Origin of the sequence: Paenibacillus sp. FSL M7-0896, assembly GCF_037975415.1 — a bacterium.
Taxonomy (GTDB): domain Bacteria; phylum Bacillota; class Bacilli; order Paenibacillales; family Paenibacillaceae; genus Paenibacillus_AQ; species Paenibacillus_AQ silagei.
In genome coordinates, this window is record NZ_CP150250.1 from 2,704,275 (window position 1) to 2,723,439 (window position 19,165).

Annotated in this window: 20 protein-coding genes; 16 read left to right on the forward strand and 4 right to left on the reverse strand. The window is 51.1% G+C overall.

Annotated features, from left to right (window positions below):
• Window positions 1-146 precede the first annotated feature (146 nt).
• Window positions 147-1,139 carry an acryloyl-CoA reductase gene (locus MKY12_RS11265; RefSeq protein ID WP_339313846.1) on the reverse strand — a complete coding sequence of 331 codons (993 nt, stop codon included), beginning with the start codon at window positions 1,137-1,139 and terminating at the stop codon, window positions 147-149.
• Window positions 1,140-1,279: 140 nt separating this feature from the next.
• On the opposite strand from MKY12_RS11265, the gene MKY12_RS11270 reads away from it, so the two are divergent.
• The 13 genes from MKY12_RS11270 (at window position 1,280) to MKY12_RS11330 (ending at window position 14,007) form a co-directional block, all read left to right on the forward strand.
• Window positions 1,280-1,771: a hypothetical protein gene (locus MKY12_RS11270; protein WP_339313847.1), complete on the forward strand. Its 492-nt coding sequence runs from the start codon at window positions 1,280-1,282 to the stop codon at window positions 1,769-1,771.
• A gap of 81 nt (window positions 1,772-1,852) precedes the next feature.
• A complete protein-coding gene (locus MKY12_RS11275) occupies window positions 1,853-3,259 on the forward strand; it encodes an NAD-dependent malic enzyme (protein ID WP_036729678.1) in 1,407 nt (468 codons plus the stop codon).
• Window positions 3,260-3,420: 161 nt separating this feature from the next.
• Window positions 3,421-3,561 (forward strand): hypothetical protein, encoded by a 141-nt coding sequence (locus MKY12_RS11280; protein ID WP_339313849.1) that lies wholly within the window; start codon window positions 3,421-3,423, stop codon window positions 3,559-3,561.
• A gap of 190 nt (window positions 3,562-3,751) precedes the next feature.
• The gene (locus tag MKY12_RS11285) at window positions 3,752-4,291 is read left to right on the forward strand and encodes an AAA family ATPase (protein ID WP_339313851.1); all 540 of its coding nucleotides are present in this window, start codon (window positions 3,752-3,754) and stop codon (window positions 4,289-4,291) included.
• 28 nt (window positions 4,292-4,319) lie between these two features.
• Window positions 4,320-4,757 (forward strand): hypothetical protein, encoded by a 438-nt coding sequence (locus MKY12_RS11290; protein ID WP_339313853.1) that lies wholly within the window; start codon window positions 4,320-4,322, stop codon window positions 4,755-4,757.
• A 12-nt stretch (window positions 4,758-4,769) separates the two neighbouring features.
• Window positions 4,770-5,336 carry a histidine phosphatase family protein gene (locus tag MKY12_RS11295; protein WP_339313854.1) on the forward strand — a complete coding sequence of 189 codons (567 nt, stop codon included), beginning with the start codon at window positions 4,770-4,772 and terminating at the stop codon, window positions 5,334-5,336.
• A gap of 37 nt (window positions 5,337-5,373) precedes the next feature.
• Window positions 5,374-5,817: a GNAT family N-acetyltransferase gene (locus MKY12_RS11300; protein ID WP_339313856.1), complete on the forward strand. Its 444-nt coding sequence runs from the start codon at window positions 5,374-5,376 to the stop codon at window positions 5,815-5,817.
• A 13-nt stretch (window positions 5,818-5,830) separates the two neighbouring features.
• Window positions 5,831-6,730, forward strand: a complete 900-nt coding sequence (locus tag MKY12_RS11305; RefSeq protein ID WP_339313858.1) for an alpha/beta hydrolase — start codon at window positions 5,831-5,833, stop codon at window positions 6,728-6,730.
• 445 nt (window positions 6,731-7,175) lie between these two features.
• Window positions 7,176-8,879 carry a response regulator gene (locus tag MKY12_RS11310; RefSeq protein ID WP_339313859.1) on the forward strand — a complete coding sequence of 568 codons (1,704 nt, stop codon included), beginning with the start codon at window positions 7,176-7,178 and terminating at the stop codon, window positions 8,877-8,879.
• A gap of 5 nt (window positions 8,880-8,884) precedes the next feature.
• The gene (locus tag MKY12_RS11315; protein ID WP_339313860.1) at window positions 8,885-10,660 is read left to right on the forward strand and encodes a sensor histidine kinase; all 1,776 of its coding nucleotides are present in this window, start codon (window positions 8,885-8,887) and stop codon (window positions 10,658-10,660) included.
• Window positions 10,661-10,854: 194 nt separating this feature from the next.
• Window positions 10,855-12,183, forward strand: a complete 1,329-nt coding sequence (locus MKY12_RS11320; protein WP_036729658.1) for an extracellular solute-binding protein — start codon at window positions 10,855-10,857, stop codon at window positions 12,181-12,183.
• A 110-nt stretch (window positions 12,184-12,293) separates the two neighbouring features.
• Window positions 12,294-13,190, forward strand: coding sequence for a sugar ABC transporter permease (locus tag MKY12_RS11325; RefSeq protein ID WP_209879802.1), 897 nt, complete (start codon window positions 12,294-12,296; stop codon window positions 13,188-13,190).
• Window positions 13,183-14,007 (forward strand): carbohydrate ABC transporter permease, encoded by an 825-nt coding sequence (locus MKY12_RS11330; protein WP_036729652.1) that lies wholly within the window; start codon window positions 13,183-13,185, stop codon window positions 14,005-14,007. The genes MKY12_RS11325 and MKY12_RS11330 overlap by 8 nt, the downstream gene beginning before the upstream one ends.
• A gap of 409 nt (window positions 14,008-14,416) precedes the next feature.
• Here MKY12_RS11330 and MKY12_RS11335 read toward each other — a convergent pair whose 3' ends face one another.
• The 3 genes from MKY12_RS11335 to MKY12_RS11345 form a co-directional block, all read right to left on the reverse strand.
• A complete protein-coding gene (locus MKY12_RS11335; RefSeq protein ID WP_339313862.1) occupies window positions 14,417-15,322 on the reverse strand; it encodes a helix-turn-helix domain-containing protein in 906 nt (301 codons plus the stop codon).
• A gap of 417 nt (window positions 15,323-15,739) precedes the next feature.
• A complete protein-coding gene (locus MKY12_RS11340) occupies window positions 15,740-16,135 on the reverse strand; it encodes a hypothetical protein (protein WP_339313863.1) in 396 nt (131 codons plus the stop codon).
• Window positions 16,119-16,421 (reverse strand): hypothetical protein, encoded by a 303-nt coding sequence (locus MKY12_RS11345; protein WP_339313864.1) that lies wholly within the window; start codon window positions 16,419-16,421, stop codon window positions 16,119-16,121. Before MKY12_RS11345 ends, MKY12_RS11340 begins: the two co-directional genes overlap by 17 nt.
• A 228-nt stretch (window positions 16,422-16,649) precedes the next feature.
• On the opposite strand from MKY12_RS11345, the gene MKY12_RS11350 reads away from it, so the two are divergent.
• The 3 genes from MKY12_RS11350 to MKY12_RS11360 all read left to right on the forward strand — a co-directional run bounded on the left by MKY12_RS11350 (window position 16,650) and on the right by MKY12_RS11360 (window position 19,159).
• The gene (locus MKY12_RS11350; RefSeq protein ID WP_339313865.1) at window positions 16,650-17,477 is read left to right on the forward strand and encodes a copper amine oxidase N-terminal domain-containing protein; all 828 of its coding nucleotides are present in this window, start codon (window positions 16,650-16,652) and stop codon (window positions 17,475-17,477) included.
• 38 nt (window positions 17,478-17,515) lie between these two features.
• Window positions 17,516-18,361 carry a DUF1835 domain-containing protein gene (locus MKY12_RS11355; protein ID WP_339313866.1) on the forward strand — a complete coding sequence of 282 codons (846 nt, stop codon included), beginning with the start codon at window positions 17,516-17,518 and terminating at the stop codon, window positions 18,359-18,361.
• Between the two features lie 324 nt (window positions 18,362-18,685).
• Window positions 18,686-19,159, forward strand: coding sequence for a DinB family protein (locus MKY12_RS11360; protein WP_339313867.1), 474 nt, complete (start codon window positions 18,686-18,688; stop codon window positions 19,157-19,159).
• Window positions 19,160-19,165: the final 6 nt, after the last annotated feature.

The following is a 19,165-nucleotide window of genomic DNA, read 5'->3' on the forward strand; positions in this document are numbered from 1 at the left end:
GAATAACTAGAGTATAAAGGTTGAAGTATACTTCAGGGTCAAGGCTAAATTTAAGATGCCGGGCACAGTTGCAAAAAAAGACGGCAGCCCGTTCCAGATTCGGAAGCGAACTGCCATCGATACTGCTATACCCTCATCAAGTGTGACTAAGATAAGCGGACAAGCACCCGGCCCCGGGTGCCCGACTGGAGAATATCCTGAAGCGCGGCAGGCAGCTCAGTCAGGGAAATCTCACGGTCCACCAGCGTATCCAGCACCTCCGGCTTCATGTCACCTGCCATGCGCTGCCAGAGCTTGGCCCGTTTCTCCATAGGACAAGCTACGGAATCGATGCCGAGCAGGCTGACTCCGCGCAGGATAAACGGTAGGACGGTAGTCGGGATAGCCGTGCCTGCGGTTAAGCCGCTTGCGGCCACTGCGCCGCCGTAGGCGATTTTGCTCAGGACCGCAGCAAGCGGGGCGCCTCCGACTGAATCTACAGCGGCCTGCCAGAGCTGCTTGTCCAGCGGCTTCACCGCACTGCCCGCGACCTCTTCGCGGGAGATCACCTCAGCAGCGCCCAGCGCCTGCAGATATCCGGCTTCATCCATTCTGCCGGTACTGGCAGTGACCTGATAGCCCAGCTTCGCCAGGATAGCGGTTGCCGCACCTCCGACACCGCCGGTGGCACCGGTGACGAGCACTTTTCCCTGATCAGGGGTCATTCCTTGAGCTTCCAGTGCCTGCACAGACAGTGCCGCCGTGAATCCGGCCGTGCCGTAGATCATCGCTTCCCGCAGCGTCAAGCCTTCTGGCAGTTCAATAACCCAGTCCGCAGGGATGCGGGCGTATTCGCTGAAGCCGCCGAAGTGGGAGACACCGATCCCATAGCTGGTGGCAATGACAGACTGGCCTTCGCGGAAGCGGCTGTCAGTAGAAGAAACTACCGTCCCTGACAGGTCAATCCCCGGAATGAACGGATAATTTCGCACAATATTCCCATTCGGGATGCTTGCCAACCCGTCTTTATAGTTTACACTGGAATAAGCTACCTTAATTAACACTTCACCGGCGGGCAGTTCCTCCAGCGTTACCGGTCTGACCTCTACGGAGAATGGTTCTGTCTTGTCCACTACCAATGCTTGAAAAGGGTTCGTCATATCTTCTCTCTCCTAATCCGTGTTATATTTGTTTGGTTCAAAGATAAGAATTCATAGGCTTCGCGCCATTACTATTGTGCCCTGTCAATTAAGGAAACACAATGATATCCTACACTAAATGCTTACAAAGGAGCGTTTATATGAGAGTAAAAATACGTAAAACCGTGCTTGCCACAGCAATCTGCCTCGTTCTGGGCGGGGGAGCGCTATACGGGTTCGCGGCATCTGATTCCGCCCCAGCGGTACACCGGCTGCGTCTAAGTGAGGACGAGCCTGCGCGGTATTTGCAAGGGTTGGAGGCTGTAACTCAAGATCAGCTGGAGCTGTCCCTTGGCGATCAGAGCCGTCCGGGTAATTATATCAGCATCCCTAATCATACAGAATTGCTATCGAGGAAGCCGGTGCCGACTCCGGAAGGTGAAGGGGAGCTGATCAAGTTCGTACAGGGGGGAAGCGCGGTCTATCCTGCTCCTGAAGTTACTTATTATTGGCTGTGTTATCAGCGTCCCGGCAAGAGTGACAGCGATGATACGGTCACCTACTATATAGAAGCAAAAGTATTGGGGCAAGATGAAGAGGCTGCGGAAGCAGAGCTGTTAAAGCTGGCTGAAAACTGGGAAATTCCCGGTTAACCCGGATTTAATTGTGAACAACATGTGAACTGTAGTATATTGAGGATAGAATTCATCCGTCTGACGAGGGAGGCATACTCTATGTCCATTGCAACAACGATGATTATCCGGCTTGAAATCCGCAAGGCCGAAGCTTCTTTTGGTGATGTGGCGTCCAGGCTGGCAGCAGCCGGGGGCGATATTGTAGCGATTGACGTAATCCGTGGCGGCAAGGATGTGACGACCCGTGACCTGACTGTGAATGTGCAGGATGCGGCGAATGAAGAGATTATAAGTGTGCTGAAGAATATGCCTGGAATCAAAGTCATCAATGTCTCCGACCGTACCTTCCTGGCCCATCTCGGCGGCAAAATCGAAGTCACCCCGAAGATGCCGATCAAGAACCGGGAGGATCTGTCACTGGTGTATACCCCTGGTGTTGCCCGTGTCTGTACGGCGATTGCCGAAGATCCGTCCAAGGCATATTCCCTGACGATGAAAAGAAATACGGTAGCGGTCGTCACCGACGGCACCGCTGTGCTGGGGCTTGGCGATATCGGACCGGAGGCGGCGATGCCGGTGATGGAGGGCAAGGCCATGCTGTTCAAACAGCTGGCGGATATTGACGGGTTCCCGCTGTGTCTGGATACCAAGGACCCGGAAGAAATCATTCAGATTGTGAAAGCGGTTGCTCCCGGCTTCGGAGGGATCAATCTGGAAGACATCAGCTCTCCGCGCTGCTTCGAGATTGAACGGCGGCTGTCGGCGGAGCTGGATATTCCAGTCTTCCATGATGACCAGCACGGAACGGCAGTAGTTGCTCTGGCCGGATTGCTGAACGCGCTCCAGGTCGTGGAGAAGTCGATTGCAGACTCCAGAATTGTAGTCGTCGGCATCGGTGCGGCAGGTGTGTCGATCTGCCGTCTGCTGCTGGCGGCTGGCGCTAAGCAGCTCTACGCAGTAGACAAGGAAGGGATTCTGAACCGCAGCGAAGCCTACACCAATCCTGAATGGAGCTGGCTGGCCGAAGCAACGAACCCCGAGAATCTGAGCGGAGGACTGGATGAGGCGGTGCGTGGGGCAGATGTCTTCATCGGCGTATCCAGGGGAGGGATTTTGCAGGTTAGCCATCTGCAGAGCATGGCCCAGGACAGCATCGTGTTCGCTATGGCTAATCCGACCCCGGAGATTGAACCGGATCTGGCGGAGCCTTACGTCCGGGTGCTGGCAACCGGCAGAAGCGATTACCCTAACCAGATTAATAACGTGCTGTGTTTTCCGGGGATTTTCCGCGGGGCGCTGGACTGCCGGGCCAAGACGGTGAATCTGGAGATGAAGCTGGCAGCGGCGCAGGCCATTGCAGCAGTGGTGCACCCGGATGAGCGGAATGAGCAATATATTATTCCGAGCATTTTCAACGAAAAGGTCGTGGAGCAGGTACGTCTGGCTGTCATCCGGGCCGCTATCGCAACCGGCATCGCCCGGCGCATCCCGCCGGATGTGAGCTGAGGAGCACGCTGAGCATTAGGAAGGTGAACAAGCTGTGGCCTTAGGCTGCGGCTTTGTTTGCGTCTGCTTTTGCGCAGGAGTATATAGTTGACCAATGTGGGAGCCGGGATGCCAGGGGCCTGGGAGCGAAGGGTTGTGGACTACGGCTTACGCCGGTGCTTATGGGAGAGGTGGGAGGGGACGACTGGCAGGAATTAGATGGATTTTGTACACTTGCTGGTGGCTGTTTGGGGCATGGCGCGACAACAATTGGATTAACAACACTTAATTATCGTAATTCAAGTAAAGCGTTCAAAAGTTGAGTTAACAGTTGTGCTTTTTCCACTTGTTTCCCGGAAATCCCCGAAATTCGAGAAATTAAGATACGTTTGTCCACTTGCTTCCTACCGGAGGATTGGATTCCTTTAAAATCAGGCTTCGCTGTTTATATATAAGGGGCAGCATGGTAAAATATACAAATGGATACAATGATTCTTTCATTCAGGAGGGCTTATGTACCGCAAAATTCATATTATGGGAGCTTCCGGGGCGGGAACGACAACCTTGGGCAAGGCGCTGGCGGCGAGGCTTCCGCATGTACATCTGGATAGTGACGATTATTTCTGGGAGCAGAAATATACGAAGCAAAGTGTTGTGGCAGAGCGTCTGAACAAATTGCAGGCAGATATGGCGAGGAATGAGCCGTGGATTCTGTCCGGTGCGGTCTGCGGCTGGGGGGATTCGCTGCGCGATACCTTTGACCTGGTGATTTTCCTGTGGATTCCGGAGGAGATTCGTCTGGAACGGCTGCGGGCGCGGGAGTATGAACGTTACGGGGATGAGGGTCTGCCGGGCGGAGACAAGTATGAGGATGTTGAGAGCTTCATTGACTGGGCAGCGCTGTACGATACGGGCGGAATGGAGATCCGCAGCCGGATGCTGCATGAGGAGTGGATGGCCGGACTAAGCGGCGATCTTTTGCGGCTGGAAGGAGACCTTACGGTGGAGGAACGGGTGGAGGCAGTACTACAATACCTATCCCGTTCACGTTAATGTAATCTATGGGAAAAGGGGGCTGACCATGAAGAAGATACTGCGTGCGCTGCTGCTTCCGGCAATTCTGATACTGCTGCTAACGTCATGCAATACGGAAACGACCCATTTCAACTATACCTTCAAGGGCGAGGGGGGCACCTGGTCGGGCGTCTATAAGCAGGAGGCCAGCCAGAAGCTGATTACGAAGAAGGATAAAGTGACAAGTGAAAGCTCCAAACAATATACCTTCGATTTGAAATATAAGGGTGAGCAGTCTGATCTGGGAGAAATCAAGCAGTTCAAATATGGCTACAAAGGCACCAGCGGCGGCAGCACCCGGACGGAGGAAGGACCCGTGCGCTGGGATATGCTGCATATGGGGGGACATGGGAATGGTGCGTTTGAATATGAGGACTCCGTCATTAAAGTCACTGTCGAGTGGGACGGGAAGAGTGAGGAGTTTGAGTTGAGAAATGCGAAATAGGGGATTAGAAGATTGAAGCTGGGACTAATTAGGCATTTCAAAGTAGACCTTAAACCGCAGCGGACTTGGCTGACAGGGGTACAATTCGATCAGTGGCTTCAAGAGTATGAATTAGCACCAATTCAAGCTCCTGAACATGAGATTGGGGGGCAGCGTTGGACCCTTTGTCTGTGTAGTGATCAGGCGAGGGCGGTACATACGGCAAGTTATTTTGAGGCTCAGAGGTTTGTGTATACAGAGCTGTTAAGGGAGATTAGCGTGGCAGCACTGCGGCTCGGGAGAATTAGGCTTAGCCGACTGCGTCTGCCTGTTTCTTTCTGGCTTATACTTGGACGTTTGTTCTGGTCGGTAGGTCATTCTTCTCAACCGGAGAGCCGAGTCGCTGTACTGCGGCGAGCGGATAGAGTAATTGATGCTTTGCTTGTTGATGAGGCGTGTGCGCAAGAAGGTTGTGTGCTAATTGTCAGTCATGGTGCATTCATGAAAGTACTAGACCGCAGGCTCCGGCGCAGGGGCTATGAGGCTGAACGTATGCGTTATCCTCGCAATGGTCAATTATTTATGTATGAAATGAAGTGATAGTTCCACAACCATATGAAAGCGGAGGCCACCTGTCATGGTAACCATAGAAGAAATCGGAATTGAATCGCTTGAAGCATTAAACACACTTTACCATGAATTAATAGGCGGGCCGACGGACCCGGTGAAGCTGGAAACCGCTTATCGGACAATCCGGGAGGATGAGCGGGTTGTGCTGCTAGGTGCTTTTGTAGACGGGGAACTGCTGGGCTCCTTGATGGGGATCGTCTGCCAGGATCTGGTGGGCGATTGCCGCCCGTTCATGGTGATTGAGAACGTGGTCGTGTCTTCGCGCGCACGGCGGCAGGGGCTTGGCAAGAAGCTGATGACTGCGATCGAAGCGATTGCGCATGAACGGGACTGTTACTATATCATTTTCGTGTCGGGGGAGAAGCGGAAGGAAGCGCATATTTTCTATGAGGCGATGGGGTATAGGGAAGAGAAGGTCGAGGGGTATAGGAAGCATCTTAGCTCGCATTAGGATGGAGAAGAATATGGATCACGGGAAACTTATAAGTGTAGGACAGCACAAGTTGTACATCAGTATTATTGGTGAGGACAAAGGCCTGCCTACAGTAGTGTTGGAGCATGGCTGTGGTTCTTCCGCGTTGTTCTGGTCGCTTGTTGCTCCTGAGGTTGCTAAGGTCACACAAGTGATCGTATATGATCGTGCGGGCTATGGCTGGAGCGAGGCAGGCCCGTTCCCGCGTACCAATGAACAGTGCGTATCCGAGCTGTACGAGCTGTTGCAAAGATCTGGAGTTGTGGGGCCTTACATATTGGTCGGTCATTCCTATGGCGGATTAAATGTAAGGCTGTTTGCGGGGAGATACCCGGGGCTAGTGGCGGGAGTGGTGCTGGTAGATTCGATGCATGAGGATGAAGTCACAGCGCGGTTTCCGGAAGAGCATGTGAAGGGGCAGCTTTTGGCGGTGAGGTTCTATCGGGCCTTGAATTTGCTGTCCAGAACTGGATTTTTAAAGGTCTTTTCCGCATTGAGAAGCTTCCCCGGATTCTCTGCTACTATTAAGCCTTTTTCCAAGCAGACGCAAGCGCTGTTATGGAGATTATCCTTTCAAAAAAAGACTATAGCGGCCATGCACAGCGAGTTCTCTAATGTTCAGCCCGGCTATGAGCAGGTTAGGGAACTGAAGCAAACCGATATTCCATTGACCGTTATCAAATCGGAAATAGTCAATGACTTCTATCCGGGGACTTCGGAAGATACGAAGCGGATCATAAGAGAGAAGCTGCAGGAAGTGGCAAATGAGCTGAAGCATACCTCCACTAACGGTCACTTAGTTGAAGCACAGGGCAGTGGGCATAACATACATATTGAGAAACCGCAGGTTATTATCGATGCAATAGAGCAGATGCTTGGAATTCTTACTTGATTCATTTGATGAAGCGTGGTTGTATGCCTACCCTTCACCATTCAGTATTCTCAGTAGCTGGGACGTTTAAGTTCCGGCTCTAATTGTATTTACTACAATTAAAAACTTAGATTGGAGTGCTCAATGAGATTTAGTTGTATTTTCAGCAATTAGAATGTTAAGTGTTCTCCTTAAGAGGGAGTTTACTTGGATTTAGCTGTACAGAATACAATAAAAGTAGAAAAGTTCTGGTTTTCCCCGTTTTTAGCTGTATGAAATACAACTATCCTCTAGCCTATAGACTTCATCAGATTTCATCCCCGCATTAGTCTCTGAACACTTGTCCCGAAAGCTCTATCACCACAAATCCCAGAATTTAAGTTTGACCATCTCCATGATAGCGCTTTATAATCCGTTCATAGTGGCTAGGGCCAGAGGTCAAGACTACAGAAAGCGGGGGAGAATCATGAATCCAATATGCAAGGTGCTGATTGTGGACGATGAAATCCTGGTCCGGCAAGGGATTAAATATGTGCTGGACTGGGAGCAGGAAGGATTTCAGATCGTGGGTGAAGCGGCCAATGGGCAGGAAGCGCTGAATTCGCTGCAGATCCTGCAGCCGCATATCATCATTACAGATATTGTCATGCCGGTGATGGATGGCGAGGAGTTAACCCGGCTGGTGAAGCGCGATTATCCGGCTACCGAGGTCATTGTGTTAAGCAGCTTCAGCGAGTTCCATTATGTGCGTTCGACGTTCCAGCATGGGGTGGCAGATTATATTCTGAAGCCGAAGCTGGAAGCCGGGGCCTTATTGCAGGTGTTACAAAAAACCCGGGACCGCATCCCGGGACTCAGTGCCGCGGGAGGACAAACAGAGGCAGAAGCGCAGCCGCTGGATACCTTGCTCGGCCGGATGCTGGCCGGTTACCGGCTGCCGCCGGAGAGCGAAGTGTATGTGAAGCAGCAGCTTCCGCATCACGCCTTCGCGCTGCTGGGCTGGGAACCGGTGCAGCAAGCACCGGGCGGCGAAGCCATGAACCATACCGCCATAAACGCGGTCAGCAGCGACAACGCTATGAATCATACCGCTATTAACGCAGTCAACAGCAGCAATGCCATGAACCGTATCACCATCAATACTGCCAGCAGCGCAGCCAATGCACAAGAGGCCGCATCCGCAACCGTCATCACCACTATCACCAGTGAACTAAACCAGTGTGTACCGGGACGGGTGCAGTGTATTATTCCAGTCGCAGAGCCTTCGGGCACTACATTCATGCTGATCAATCTGGAGGAAGCCCATTGGCCGCAGCTGCTAAAGGCTGTACACCAGTCGGCCGATACGATGGCCGGGCAGGAAGTGGAGCTGCGTCTGACGCTCAGCCGGAGATTCAGTTCCCTCAGCGAGCTTGCGGCCGTCCAGCAGGAGAGCAATGCGAGACTACAGCAGTGCCGGTTTTTCCGGCCGGAGCAGACCCTGCTAATCCAGGAAAAACGTCCAGATCCGGAGACTCCGTTGCCGAAGTTCAATCTGGCGCAATTCACCGAGCAGTTGAAGCGTCAGCAGCTGGCGGAAGCATTCGGTGACCTGCATCAGCATGTGGATGCGCTCAGCCGCCAGAATGATGGAGATGTGTATCAGTTTAAGTCCTTCCTGAGCAATATGATTTTTAATATTACGAATCAGTTCAGTCATCTGCAGGAGCTGGAGGAGGGGAAATACGGCCTGTTCCGGGCCATCGATGAAGCGGGCACGGCCGAGCAGGCCATGCAGATTCTGGATGATTACCTGCGTCGGATCATGGAGCTGACTGCATCGGCAGCGCCGGCACCGGGCGGCAATGCCAGTATGACGAAGCTGCTTCAGTACATAGAAGAGCATTATACTGAGCCGCTGACCCTTACGGAGCTGGCCCGTCATTTTCATTTCAACCCTTCGTATCTGTCGAGCCTGTTCACGACCTACAATCACGAGGGCTTCAAGGAGCATCTCAACACGGTCCGCACGGGCAGGGCGGCAGAGCTGCTGCGGGCCGGGGAGGCACCCATAGCGGAGATTAGCAGCATGGTCGGATATGGCGATCACAGCTATTTTTGCAAAGTGTTCAAGAAATATTACGGCTTGTCCCCGAGCGGCTACCGGCGTCAGCATTACAGGCAGGAGTAGAGCGTATGCGCAGATACTGGGAGCGTTTTAAATTCCACAGCCTGTTCATCAAAATCTTCCTCGTTATGCTGTTCAGCATCATCGCCGTAGCCATCGCCTCCTCCTGGACGACCGTCCGCATGTCGGAGAAGCTGTTCATGAATACCTTCAGCATTACGAATTCCAAGGTGATCAGCCAGATTAAGGCGAGCTTTGAAGCTTTTCATTATTCAATCGTTACGGCTACTAATAATACCCAGCTGAGTGGCACGATCCGTTCCTTCCTGTCTGAGGAGGACTCGGACTCCCTGCGGATGCTGCGGACCTATTACAATATGACCACACAGATGAAGAAGATTCAGTCCACGCTCGATGCCTACCAGGTCGGGATCAAAATCATGGGCAAAAACGGCCGCAGTTACTCCACCAACACGAACAATCTGCTGATGAGTGACCGGGAGCTGCAGCAGCATGAGCTGACACGTAATACTTTGGCTGAACCGAAACGGCTGATGTATCAGTTCTATGAAGAGACGATGCCGGATTCGGCGCAGAAGGAAGCGGTGATTGTAGGCAGCAAAGCGCTGATGGACCGGACGACGGGCGATATTTACGGGACGCTGTATTTTACCATTCATGAAAAGGATTTCCGCTCCTTCTATGGCAGCTTTGTCAGTACCGGGAACGATGTGGTGATCCTGAATAAGCAGGGGATGATAGTGTCCAGCAACCGTAGTGATCTGATGGGCCAGCGGGCAGAGGATCTATTGCAGGTGGCGAGGCAGATTGAGGAGCAGCAGCTTGCTTACCAGAACACCGATTTCCAGGGCACCGATTCGATTCTGATTGCGGATTACCTGCCGTCTTATGATTTCTATATTGTGAACCTGATCGATAAGCAGACGGCCCTCGGCCAGATGGTCAACGGTAAAATGGTCGTGCTCTTCTGCTCAGCCATCGTGGCCGTGGCCCTGATCGTGGTGTTCCTGATCTTCAGAAGGCTGACCCGGTCGCTCACGCTGCTTACCCGGCAGATGTCCAAGATCACCGAGCGTAACTTCCACAATTACATTACGGTTACGGGAAGCTTTGAATTTCAGGAGCTGGGTCATGCCTATAACTATATGCTGGACGAGCTGAATGAATATGTCGAGAAGCTGGTGGAGACGCAGAAGGAGCAGCGGAATGCCGAGCTTGCGGCCTTGCAGCATCAGATTAACCCGCATTTTCTGTACAATACGCTGGCTTCGGTCAACTTCCTGGTGCAGCAGGGCAGTCAGGAGAAGGCGGTGCAGACGATTCATGCACTGATCTCAATGCTGCAGAATGCGCTGAGCAATGTCAGTGAGAGCATTACGGTGACGCAGGAACTGGAGAATCTGAAATCCTATGTCTTCATCAACCATGTGCGGTACGGCGAACGGATCAGGGTGAATTTCTTCATCTCCCCGGACTGTATGGAATACCATCTGCCGAAGCTGATTATTCAGCCGTTCATTGAGAATGCTTTCTTCCATGCGTTTACGCGCAAAAGCGGCGGATATATCCATATCCTCATCTCCCAGGATGCCGGATCTCTGCTCTGTGAGGTGGTGGATAACGGGGACGGGATGGATACTGGAGCGGCTGATCTGCCTATGTCGAGCCTTGCGGGGAAGCGCCAGCTGTTCACCGGAATCGGTATCCGCAATGTGCATGACCGGCTGGTGCTGATGTACGGCGAAGAATATGGAGTCACCATTAAGAGTGCGCCGGGGGAGGGGAGTGCGATCCGAATCCGCCTGCCGCTGATGAAGAAGTGAGATTATTACCATTTTCCAAAAAAAGAACAAACGGCAATCAAGGTAACGCTTACAATCAGGCGATAAAATGACCAATCCCCATAAAGTAAGTTCTAACGGCTCCCCGGGGGCGGGTGATAAGATTATTTATGTAATAAATAAGCGCTTACATTCAAGCGAGAGACAGTAAAGCGCATTAAAGGGGAGGCTTACCAATGAAAAAAGGCTTTGCGTTAGTCCTGATTTGCCTGCTTCTGCTTACGGCCTGCAGCTCGAACTCCGGGTCGAAGAACACCAGCAATAGCGCTGCGGACACGGGAAAGACAGAGAATACAGCAGCTACAGAGCCTGCACAGGCGAAGGAAATCACCATTTGGGCTTGGGACCCTGCATTCAACATCGCTGCACTGGAAGTGGCCAAAGCAGAATATGCCAAGACGAACCCGGATGTGAAAATTAACATTGTGGAATATGCACAGGCTGATATTATCCAGAAGCTGAACACGGGGCTGAATTCCGGGACCACCAAGGGTCTGCCGAACATCGTGCTGATTGAGGATTACCGTTCCCAGAGCTTCCTGCAATCGTACAAGGATTCCTTCTACGATCTGAGCAGCTCGATCAAGGGCGCTGACTTCGCAGATTACAAAAGCGGGCCGACCAGCCTGGACGGGAAGCAGTACGGGGTTCCTTTTGACTCCGGCGTTACCGGACTCTATGTCAGAACGGACTATCTGGAGCAGGCAGGCTACAAGCTGGCCGATCTGCAGGATATCGACTGGAAGCAATATATTGAAATCGGCAAAGCCGTGAAAGAGAAAACCGGCAAAGCGCTGATTACACTGGACCCGAACGACCTTGGACTAATCCGGGTGATGATTCAATCCGCAGGCGAGTGGTATCTGAAGGAAGACGGCAAAACACCGAACCTGGCGGGGAATGCACCGCTTAAGGAAGCTTTTGAAATCTATAAGGAACTGACTGAATCAAACGTAGCTAAGGTACATGCAGACTGGAGTCAGTTCGTAGCCGCCCTGAACAGCGGCGATGTAGCCTCCGTGCCGACAGGCAACTGGATCACCCCTTCGATTACGGCTGAAGCTTCTCAATCCGGCAAGTGGGGAATCGCACCGCTTCCTAAGCTGACTGCGAACAAATCCGTTCATGCCTCGAACCTGGGCGGAAGCTCCTGGTATGTCATGAATGTGGACGGTAAGGAGACGGCAGCAGACTTCATGGCGAAGACCTTCGGCTCGAATGTGGAAATGTACCAGAAGCTGCTCACGGACATCGGTGTCATCGGTACCTTCAAAGCGGCTGCGGGCGGAGAGGCTTACAGCCAGGCCAATGAATTCTTCAGCGGCCAGAAGATTGTATCGGATTTCGCCGCCTGGACGGAGCAGATCCCAAGCGTCAATTACGGAATCAACACGTATGCGATTGAAGACATCCTGATTGTAGAGATGCAGAATTATCTGAACGGCAAGGATATTGACAGCGTGCTGAGCGATGCCCAGGCCCAGGCCGAGTCACAGATTAAATAGTTAGGTTGTGCACACCGTGAACCTTGGGCGTGGCCTGCAGCTTCCGGGAGTTCAGGAGGCGGGCTGTGCCCGGGGTTTATTTTAAATGATAAGGAAAGGACTGGGCAGCTGTGCATCAAACTAATTCCAAACTAAGATTCCGCACCAAAAGCGTGTTGACCGGATGGTCCTTCGTCCTGCTTGCGGTCATTCTGATCTTCGTCTTCTATTTCTATCCGATGCTTCAGGCACTTATTCTGTCGTTCCAGACGGGAACGGGCAGCAATCTTACCTTCACCGGCTTCGATAACTATTCACGGCTTCTGTCTGACAAGACATTCATTGTATCGGTTAAGAACACCTTCATCTATCTGCTGGTTCAAGTGCCGCTGATGATCATCCTCGCGCTGTTTATCTCGGTACTGCTGAATGACAGCAAGCTGAGATTTAAGGGGTTTTTCCGGACGGCGATCTTCCTGCCCTGTGTCACTTCACTGGTTGCGTATTCTGTGGTATTCAAGTATTTGTTCTCCGGCAATGGCCTGGTGAATACGATGCTGCTGAAGCTCCATCTGGTCAGTGCCCCGATCGAATGGATCACCGATCCGTTCTGGGCCAAAATCACCATTATCCTAGCGATCACTTGGCGCTGGACGGGTTACAATATGATTTTTTACCTGTCGGCCCTGCAAAATATCGATCACTCCATCTACGAGGCCGCCAAAATTGACGGGGCATCTTCTTCCCGCCAGTTCTTCGGAATTACGGTCCCGCTGCTGAAGCCGATCATCCTGTTCACCTCGATTACCTCAACGATCGGGACTCTGCAATTGTTCGACGAGGTCATGAATATTACGAAGGGAGGCCCGGGCAACGCGACCCAGACGATCTCCCAGTACATCTACAATTTGTCATTCAAATATGCAGCAGACTTCGGCTATGCAGCCACCGTATCGTATTCGATTGTCATTATGATCGCACTGCTGTCGGTCATCCAGTTCAAAGTGGCAGGTGATAAAAATGGCTAAAAGTAAACGTGTCTTCATGTATCTGTTCCTGAGCATCGCGGCTATTGTCTCAATCTTTCCATTCCTGTGGATGGTCGTCAGCTCGACGAACCAGTCGGTGGATGTCACCCGCGGGCGTCTGCTGCCGGGCACTCATCTGCTGGAGAATCTGCGTAAGCTGCTGGACACCACGGACCTGCAGTTATCCCTGATGAATTCAGCGAAAATCTCCATAACCACCACGCTGCTGGCGCTGCTGATTGCCTCGCTGGCCGGTTACGGCTTCGAGGTCTTCCGCAGCCGCTCGAAGGATATTGTATTCAACATTCTGCTGCTGTCGATGATGATTCCGTTCGCCGCGCTGATGATCCCGCTGTACCGGATGTTCGGCCAGATCTCGAACGTCTTCCCCTGGATGGGCATCGATACGATGACCTCGGTCATTCTGCCTACCGTGACTACCGCGTTCCTGATCTTCTTTTTCCGCCAGAGTACGAAGATGTTCCCAAAGGAGCTGCTGGAGGCCGGGCGGATGGATGGGCTTAGCGAGCTGGGCATCTTCCTGCGCATCTACCTGCCGACCATGAAGACGACTTACGCCGCCGGAGCGATCATTACGTTCATGTCGAGCTGGAACAACTATCTCTGGCCGCTGATCGTATTGCAGACTCCGCAGACCAAGACCATGCCGCTGCTCATCTCCACTCTCGGCTCGGGCTACGCCCCGGACTACGGGATGATTATGATCGCAATTGTAATCGGCACGATCCCGACGGCGCTGGTGTTCTTTGTGATGCAGAAGCAGTTTGTGGCTGGGATGATTGGGTCGGTGAAGTAAGGTGAACATGGGCAATTCAACACCTTGGGAATAGTCGTGGCTCCAGGGATTGTTTGGACTTTCGGCCGCTGTTAGATTTGGATTTCCTGATTTATGCCGCATAGTCTGCGGTAGAAATCCAAATCTAAAGGCGGACGCTGCCGCTCCTACAGTTCCAAACATCCCTTCCGCCACTTCTCCCAAATGGGGGAGAACCAAGTTCACTTACTATTGGGGTAGGGCAGGGGGAAAGGCAATAGTAAAGGCAAAAGCAAAGCAAAAGCAAAAGCAAAAGGGTTTGCTTAATTGCACTCGGTACATCTTGTGTTCAGTGATTTTGAATTTGATGCTTTACTAACTTTGCAGAAGTACTTCTAAAGACAAAAAGAGCGCGGTGACCGGACATTCCGGACACCGCGCTTTTCCATAACTATTCCCCGACTCTATACCAGAGCTCACAATATTCATAGCCGTCTGCGCTTGTACCATACATCTCGAAATTACCACCGTCCAGAATCGTATAGGTTGAGGTTGGCAGCCATTCCGAGAAGATCCGGTTCTTCAATGACTGCAGATCGTATTTGCCGCTGCCGTTCCCGTCATGGAGTGTTGAGAACACGGCCCACGTAGACGCGGGAACATCAACGACAGTGTATCCGTTCACCTGGCTGCCTGGCGCTCTGTAGCACCCGATTAGATAAGGGAAGGTCATGTTGCTTGTGAAGGTGTAGGCATCGAAGGCAAAGACTGCTCCAAGTTCCTTGCTGAAATTGCCTTCGTCTCTCCAAGCCCCGCTTACTGATTGGGCTAAACGTTCGAACTCACCATTCTTGCAGATATTTTGCCAAACCTCCGGGATCGTTACGCCCGCTTCATTCGCAATAGTGTCGTACTGGTAGATGTCCTCCAGCCCATACACTTGAAAAGCATCCCGTTTCTCCATCCGGTAATTCATTCCGGTCACTCCCTTTAAGATGATTTGAAAGGAGATGCGCGGATAGGCTCTTAACTCACTTCCGGCATTACGCGCTAATGTAGGCGTCATTCCATGCAGATTCTGAAATGCACGGGAGAAGGCTTCCGGTGATTCATACCTGTACTTCAAGGCTATCTCCATCACAGTGTTTTTTCTGTCCTTTAGATCAAACGCAGCCAGTGTCAGCCTTCTGCGCCTGATATATTCGGATAAGGGGACATCAAGTACAAATGAAAACATACGTTGAAACTGGTAAACCGAACATAAGGCGATTTTAGCGATTTGATCGTAGTCAATGTCTTGTTCCAGGTTATCTTCAATATAGCTGATCGCCCGGTTCATTCGCTCCAGCCACTCCACGCAATCCCTCCTTTCGTAAGAAGCATATCATCCGGTAGTAATCGTAGCCTGATTATCCATGCAGCATATTGTCAGGTGGTCATCTGAGCTGGAGCCGCTTTACTTTGGGAATAGTCTTGGCTCCAGGGATCGTTTGGACTTTCGGACGCTGCGGCTCCTACAGTTCCAAACATCCCTTCCGCCACTCCTCCCAATCCACGAAATTGAGATTTTCTTTATCCATCAGGCTCCATTCAATTATAGTTTTCACAAGGCCCGGCGTTATAACGTTGTCATCCCACAACTTCATAGGAAACATTGAATTTTTTATCTTCCGAAACAATAAATAGTTTGATCCGTCCGTAGTCTTCATCATCTTCTCTAACATACCAGAAATAACTCTTTTCGCCATGAACGAACTTTCTTCTTCCCTTTTTATTAACACCCAATATGCTCGTCCCCGCATTCGTAAATAATTCTATTTCCGATGTTCCACTTCATGAATAAATTAATATCCTCAATCGAATCGCGAACTCTCCATTCATACTCTTTGTTTTCGCGGAGCTCTCTCAGAACAATGGGTTTAACGATGTGTTTCTCTAATTGTCCCTTTGTCCTTGCAATATATGCGAATCCCAAAACCGCATTAGCCCGAACAGCAGCTGATTCATGGTTAGAGAGCCGGGCACAAATATCTTGAGCGAACTTCCAGTTCGAGTGGTATTCACCGACAGAAAGAGGGAGCGTTAGAAGATCAGCGGTGTCATTTCTTTTTAGACGGTCCTTTATCTCCTCGCTGGAGAGATCATTGAGCGGTTTATAAATTCTGGACATTTTTAGTATAATTCTCCTTCATCTTATCAATCACATTGCCTTCATCGGCTCCGGAAACTGTAAGTCTACCATTAGAATAACGAAAAGGAACCGTTACTTCATCAACCTTCCATATGAAAAAATCACCACTTATTGATATTTGAAATGGGCCAGATGTTGTGAAAATATTCGAATACTCGAAATCATTTTTATTCAAAAATATATCCTTTAACTCGTCAAGTGAAATGGGGTTTTCCGTACTCTCTGTCCAATGATTTGCTCTTGTAATATGAATATCATAGCTCATAATAATAATCTCCTTTGCAATAACTTCACTCTAATTATAAATATATCAAGTCAGTATTCAAACGGCTTTTACGTGTTCAAGCTGAGAAAAGGCATGTCACGAAAATGACACTGCATCCCTGTGCCGGTTGTTAGATTTTAGTAGAGAGGCGCAACTGATGTGGAAATTTGGAGTAATAAGAAAGATGATAGAAAAATATGAAATAGAGGAAAAGAGAGGATGTTTGGGATGAAGACAGGTAAAAAAGTGTTGACAGCCTTACTGGCTGCGGGGTTGAGCTTCGCCATGTTGACGGGTGTGAATCCGGGAAAGGTAGAGGCAGCGGCTAAGAAATACCCTGCGCTTCTGAAAATCAACGATTATTATGTGCTCTATACGGCACCGAAGGCGCCATATGTGGATGCCAACTACCGGACGATGATCCCGCTTCGCTCCATTAGCGAGCTGATGGGGGCGAAGGTCAGCTATGATGCCAAGGCTAGAACGGCTGCCATCGAAAAGGATAGTGTAACAGTTAAGTTCACAATTGGTTCCAAATCTATTTCGGTTAACGGAGTTGCCGGGTCGATGGACACGGTTCCGGTGATGGAGCAGAATTCGATGTTCATTCCGGTCAGTGTGCTGGCCGGACGTCTGGGCATTGTGAGCAAATGGGATCAGGCGAATCAGCTCTACACGCTGACGGGTGAAACCCTGATGCAGACGGATATCATCAAGCTTTCGTTAGAGGACACTGAGAAAGGACCCTTCACTTCCCCACCGGGGAAGATCATTAGCGATGATGCATTCCGGCCAGTTTCTTACACCTTTGACTCTGCAAAAGGAAGCTTCACGGTGAAGGCGAAGAATATAACAGGTAAGGATGTTCCTGAAGGAGCGGCGGATGTTGCCGCGTATATACTTTATGATGAACTAATTCAATTGCCGCCGCAGGAACGGGAAAGACCGGCTGTGCGTAAGGATGGAACGATTGAGGTTACCGTTAAAACCGAAACACCGAGTACTCCAGCTTATTTACTTGTAAAAGGGCGCCTGCTCGACCGCTCCGGGAATTAATTTCAATTTCGATTTTGAATCAGAGGTGAATTCGATTGATGGACACTCATATTCACATTATCTGCGGCGACTCCTTCGGGGGCAGCATGAAGCAGGTGCTTAAAGAATTTGGCTGGACGGATACGCATAAGCTGATTATCCTGCGGGAGAATTATGCTATAGGTCCGCTGGAGCAGTTGGATACGCCAGTAGGGAGGAAACTGCGCAGCGACTGGTTCCGCCAAAATATAACGGAAAACTATAATGTCTCATATGATTGTGAAGAAGAGTACACGGAGCTGCTGGACAATCTGGAGCAGATTCCTGAGCAGGCTAAGATTATAATCTGGACCAGTGGCAATGCTTGCGAGCAGACTGCGCTGCGTCTAACCGCTCATCTGCTGGGGAACAGACCGAACGAGATCATAGTGTGTGATGCCTGCGCAATCTGTGAGGAACTGTTCAACCGGCCGCATGCTTTTATAAACTACTATCATTCCGGTGAGATTCCGTCAGACAAGCTCCGGGAAGCGCTTCTGCGGATTAATGACGGCAGCAGGCTAACTGCCGTGGATATTGCGCGGCTGTCTCAGGAATGGAAGGAGATCACCAGGCAGTCCGGCGTCCTGCGAATCTGGCATGAGGATACTGTGCTGGAGGTGCCCGCTGATTACTACGACAGCTATCTGCTGGAGAAGCTGGACTCGCTTCAGCCGCCGCCAGGGGATGATGGATTCCTGAAATCAGCCCGGCTAGTCGGAGAGGCGCTCGGATACTGTGAGCAGTATGTCGGTGATGCTTATTTTGAGTACAGGGTGAGAGAGTTGATCTACAGCGGGGTGCTGGAGATCAAGGGTGTTCCCACAGCGATGAGATTCTATAGCATCCGGCGCAGAAAAGGGTAAGGTATATAGAAGCACTAAAGCAATTAACAAAAAGCAAAAGAATATGAGAGGGATTTTGGAACTCTGGGGGCGATAGCACCCGCTATGTCACGGGATTTTCCGCTTTATAAGAAGCATTAATGCAATCAACAAAAAGCAAAAAGAAGCGGAGGGGAAATTTGGAACTGGAGGAGCGATAGCGTCCGCCTTTGTGTTTGGATTTCTACCGCGAGGAGCGGTTATAATCTGGAAATCCAAACTGGGCAGCGGCCGGAGGGCCAAATGTTCACCGCAGCGACGACCAAGCTTTGGGTTTAAATCTATAGAGACAAAAGGAGGACAACCATGCAAACCTTATTTCGTTATAACTGGCAGGTCCGCGAGGAATGGTATCAATGGTGCGGGGAACTGCCGGAAGAAGAACTGGTGAAGACACGCATTGGCGGGGTGGGCGGAATCCTGCAGACGCTGGTGCATATTGTGGATGTGGAATTAAGCTGGGTCCGGGATATGGAAGGTAAGCCGGATATCCGTTTAGACTTTACGGAGTACAACACTTTGCAGAAAATCAGAGAGGTGGACGCACGCTTTCGGCCCGAACTGGAGTCCTTCGTAGTGGCCTGGAATGAAGGGCTGGAGCAGAGGAAGCTAAGGGATGAGCGGCCGGATGGACAGGTTGTCCAGCATACCTGGGGCGAAGTGATACGCCACGTTATCGCCCATGAGATCCATCATATCGGCCAGCTCTCCATCTGGTCAAGGGAACTCGGCCGGAAGCCGGTCTCGCCTAATCTGATCGGCCGGGGGCTAGAGAAGTAGCCCCGT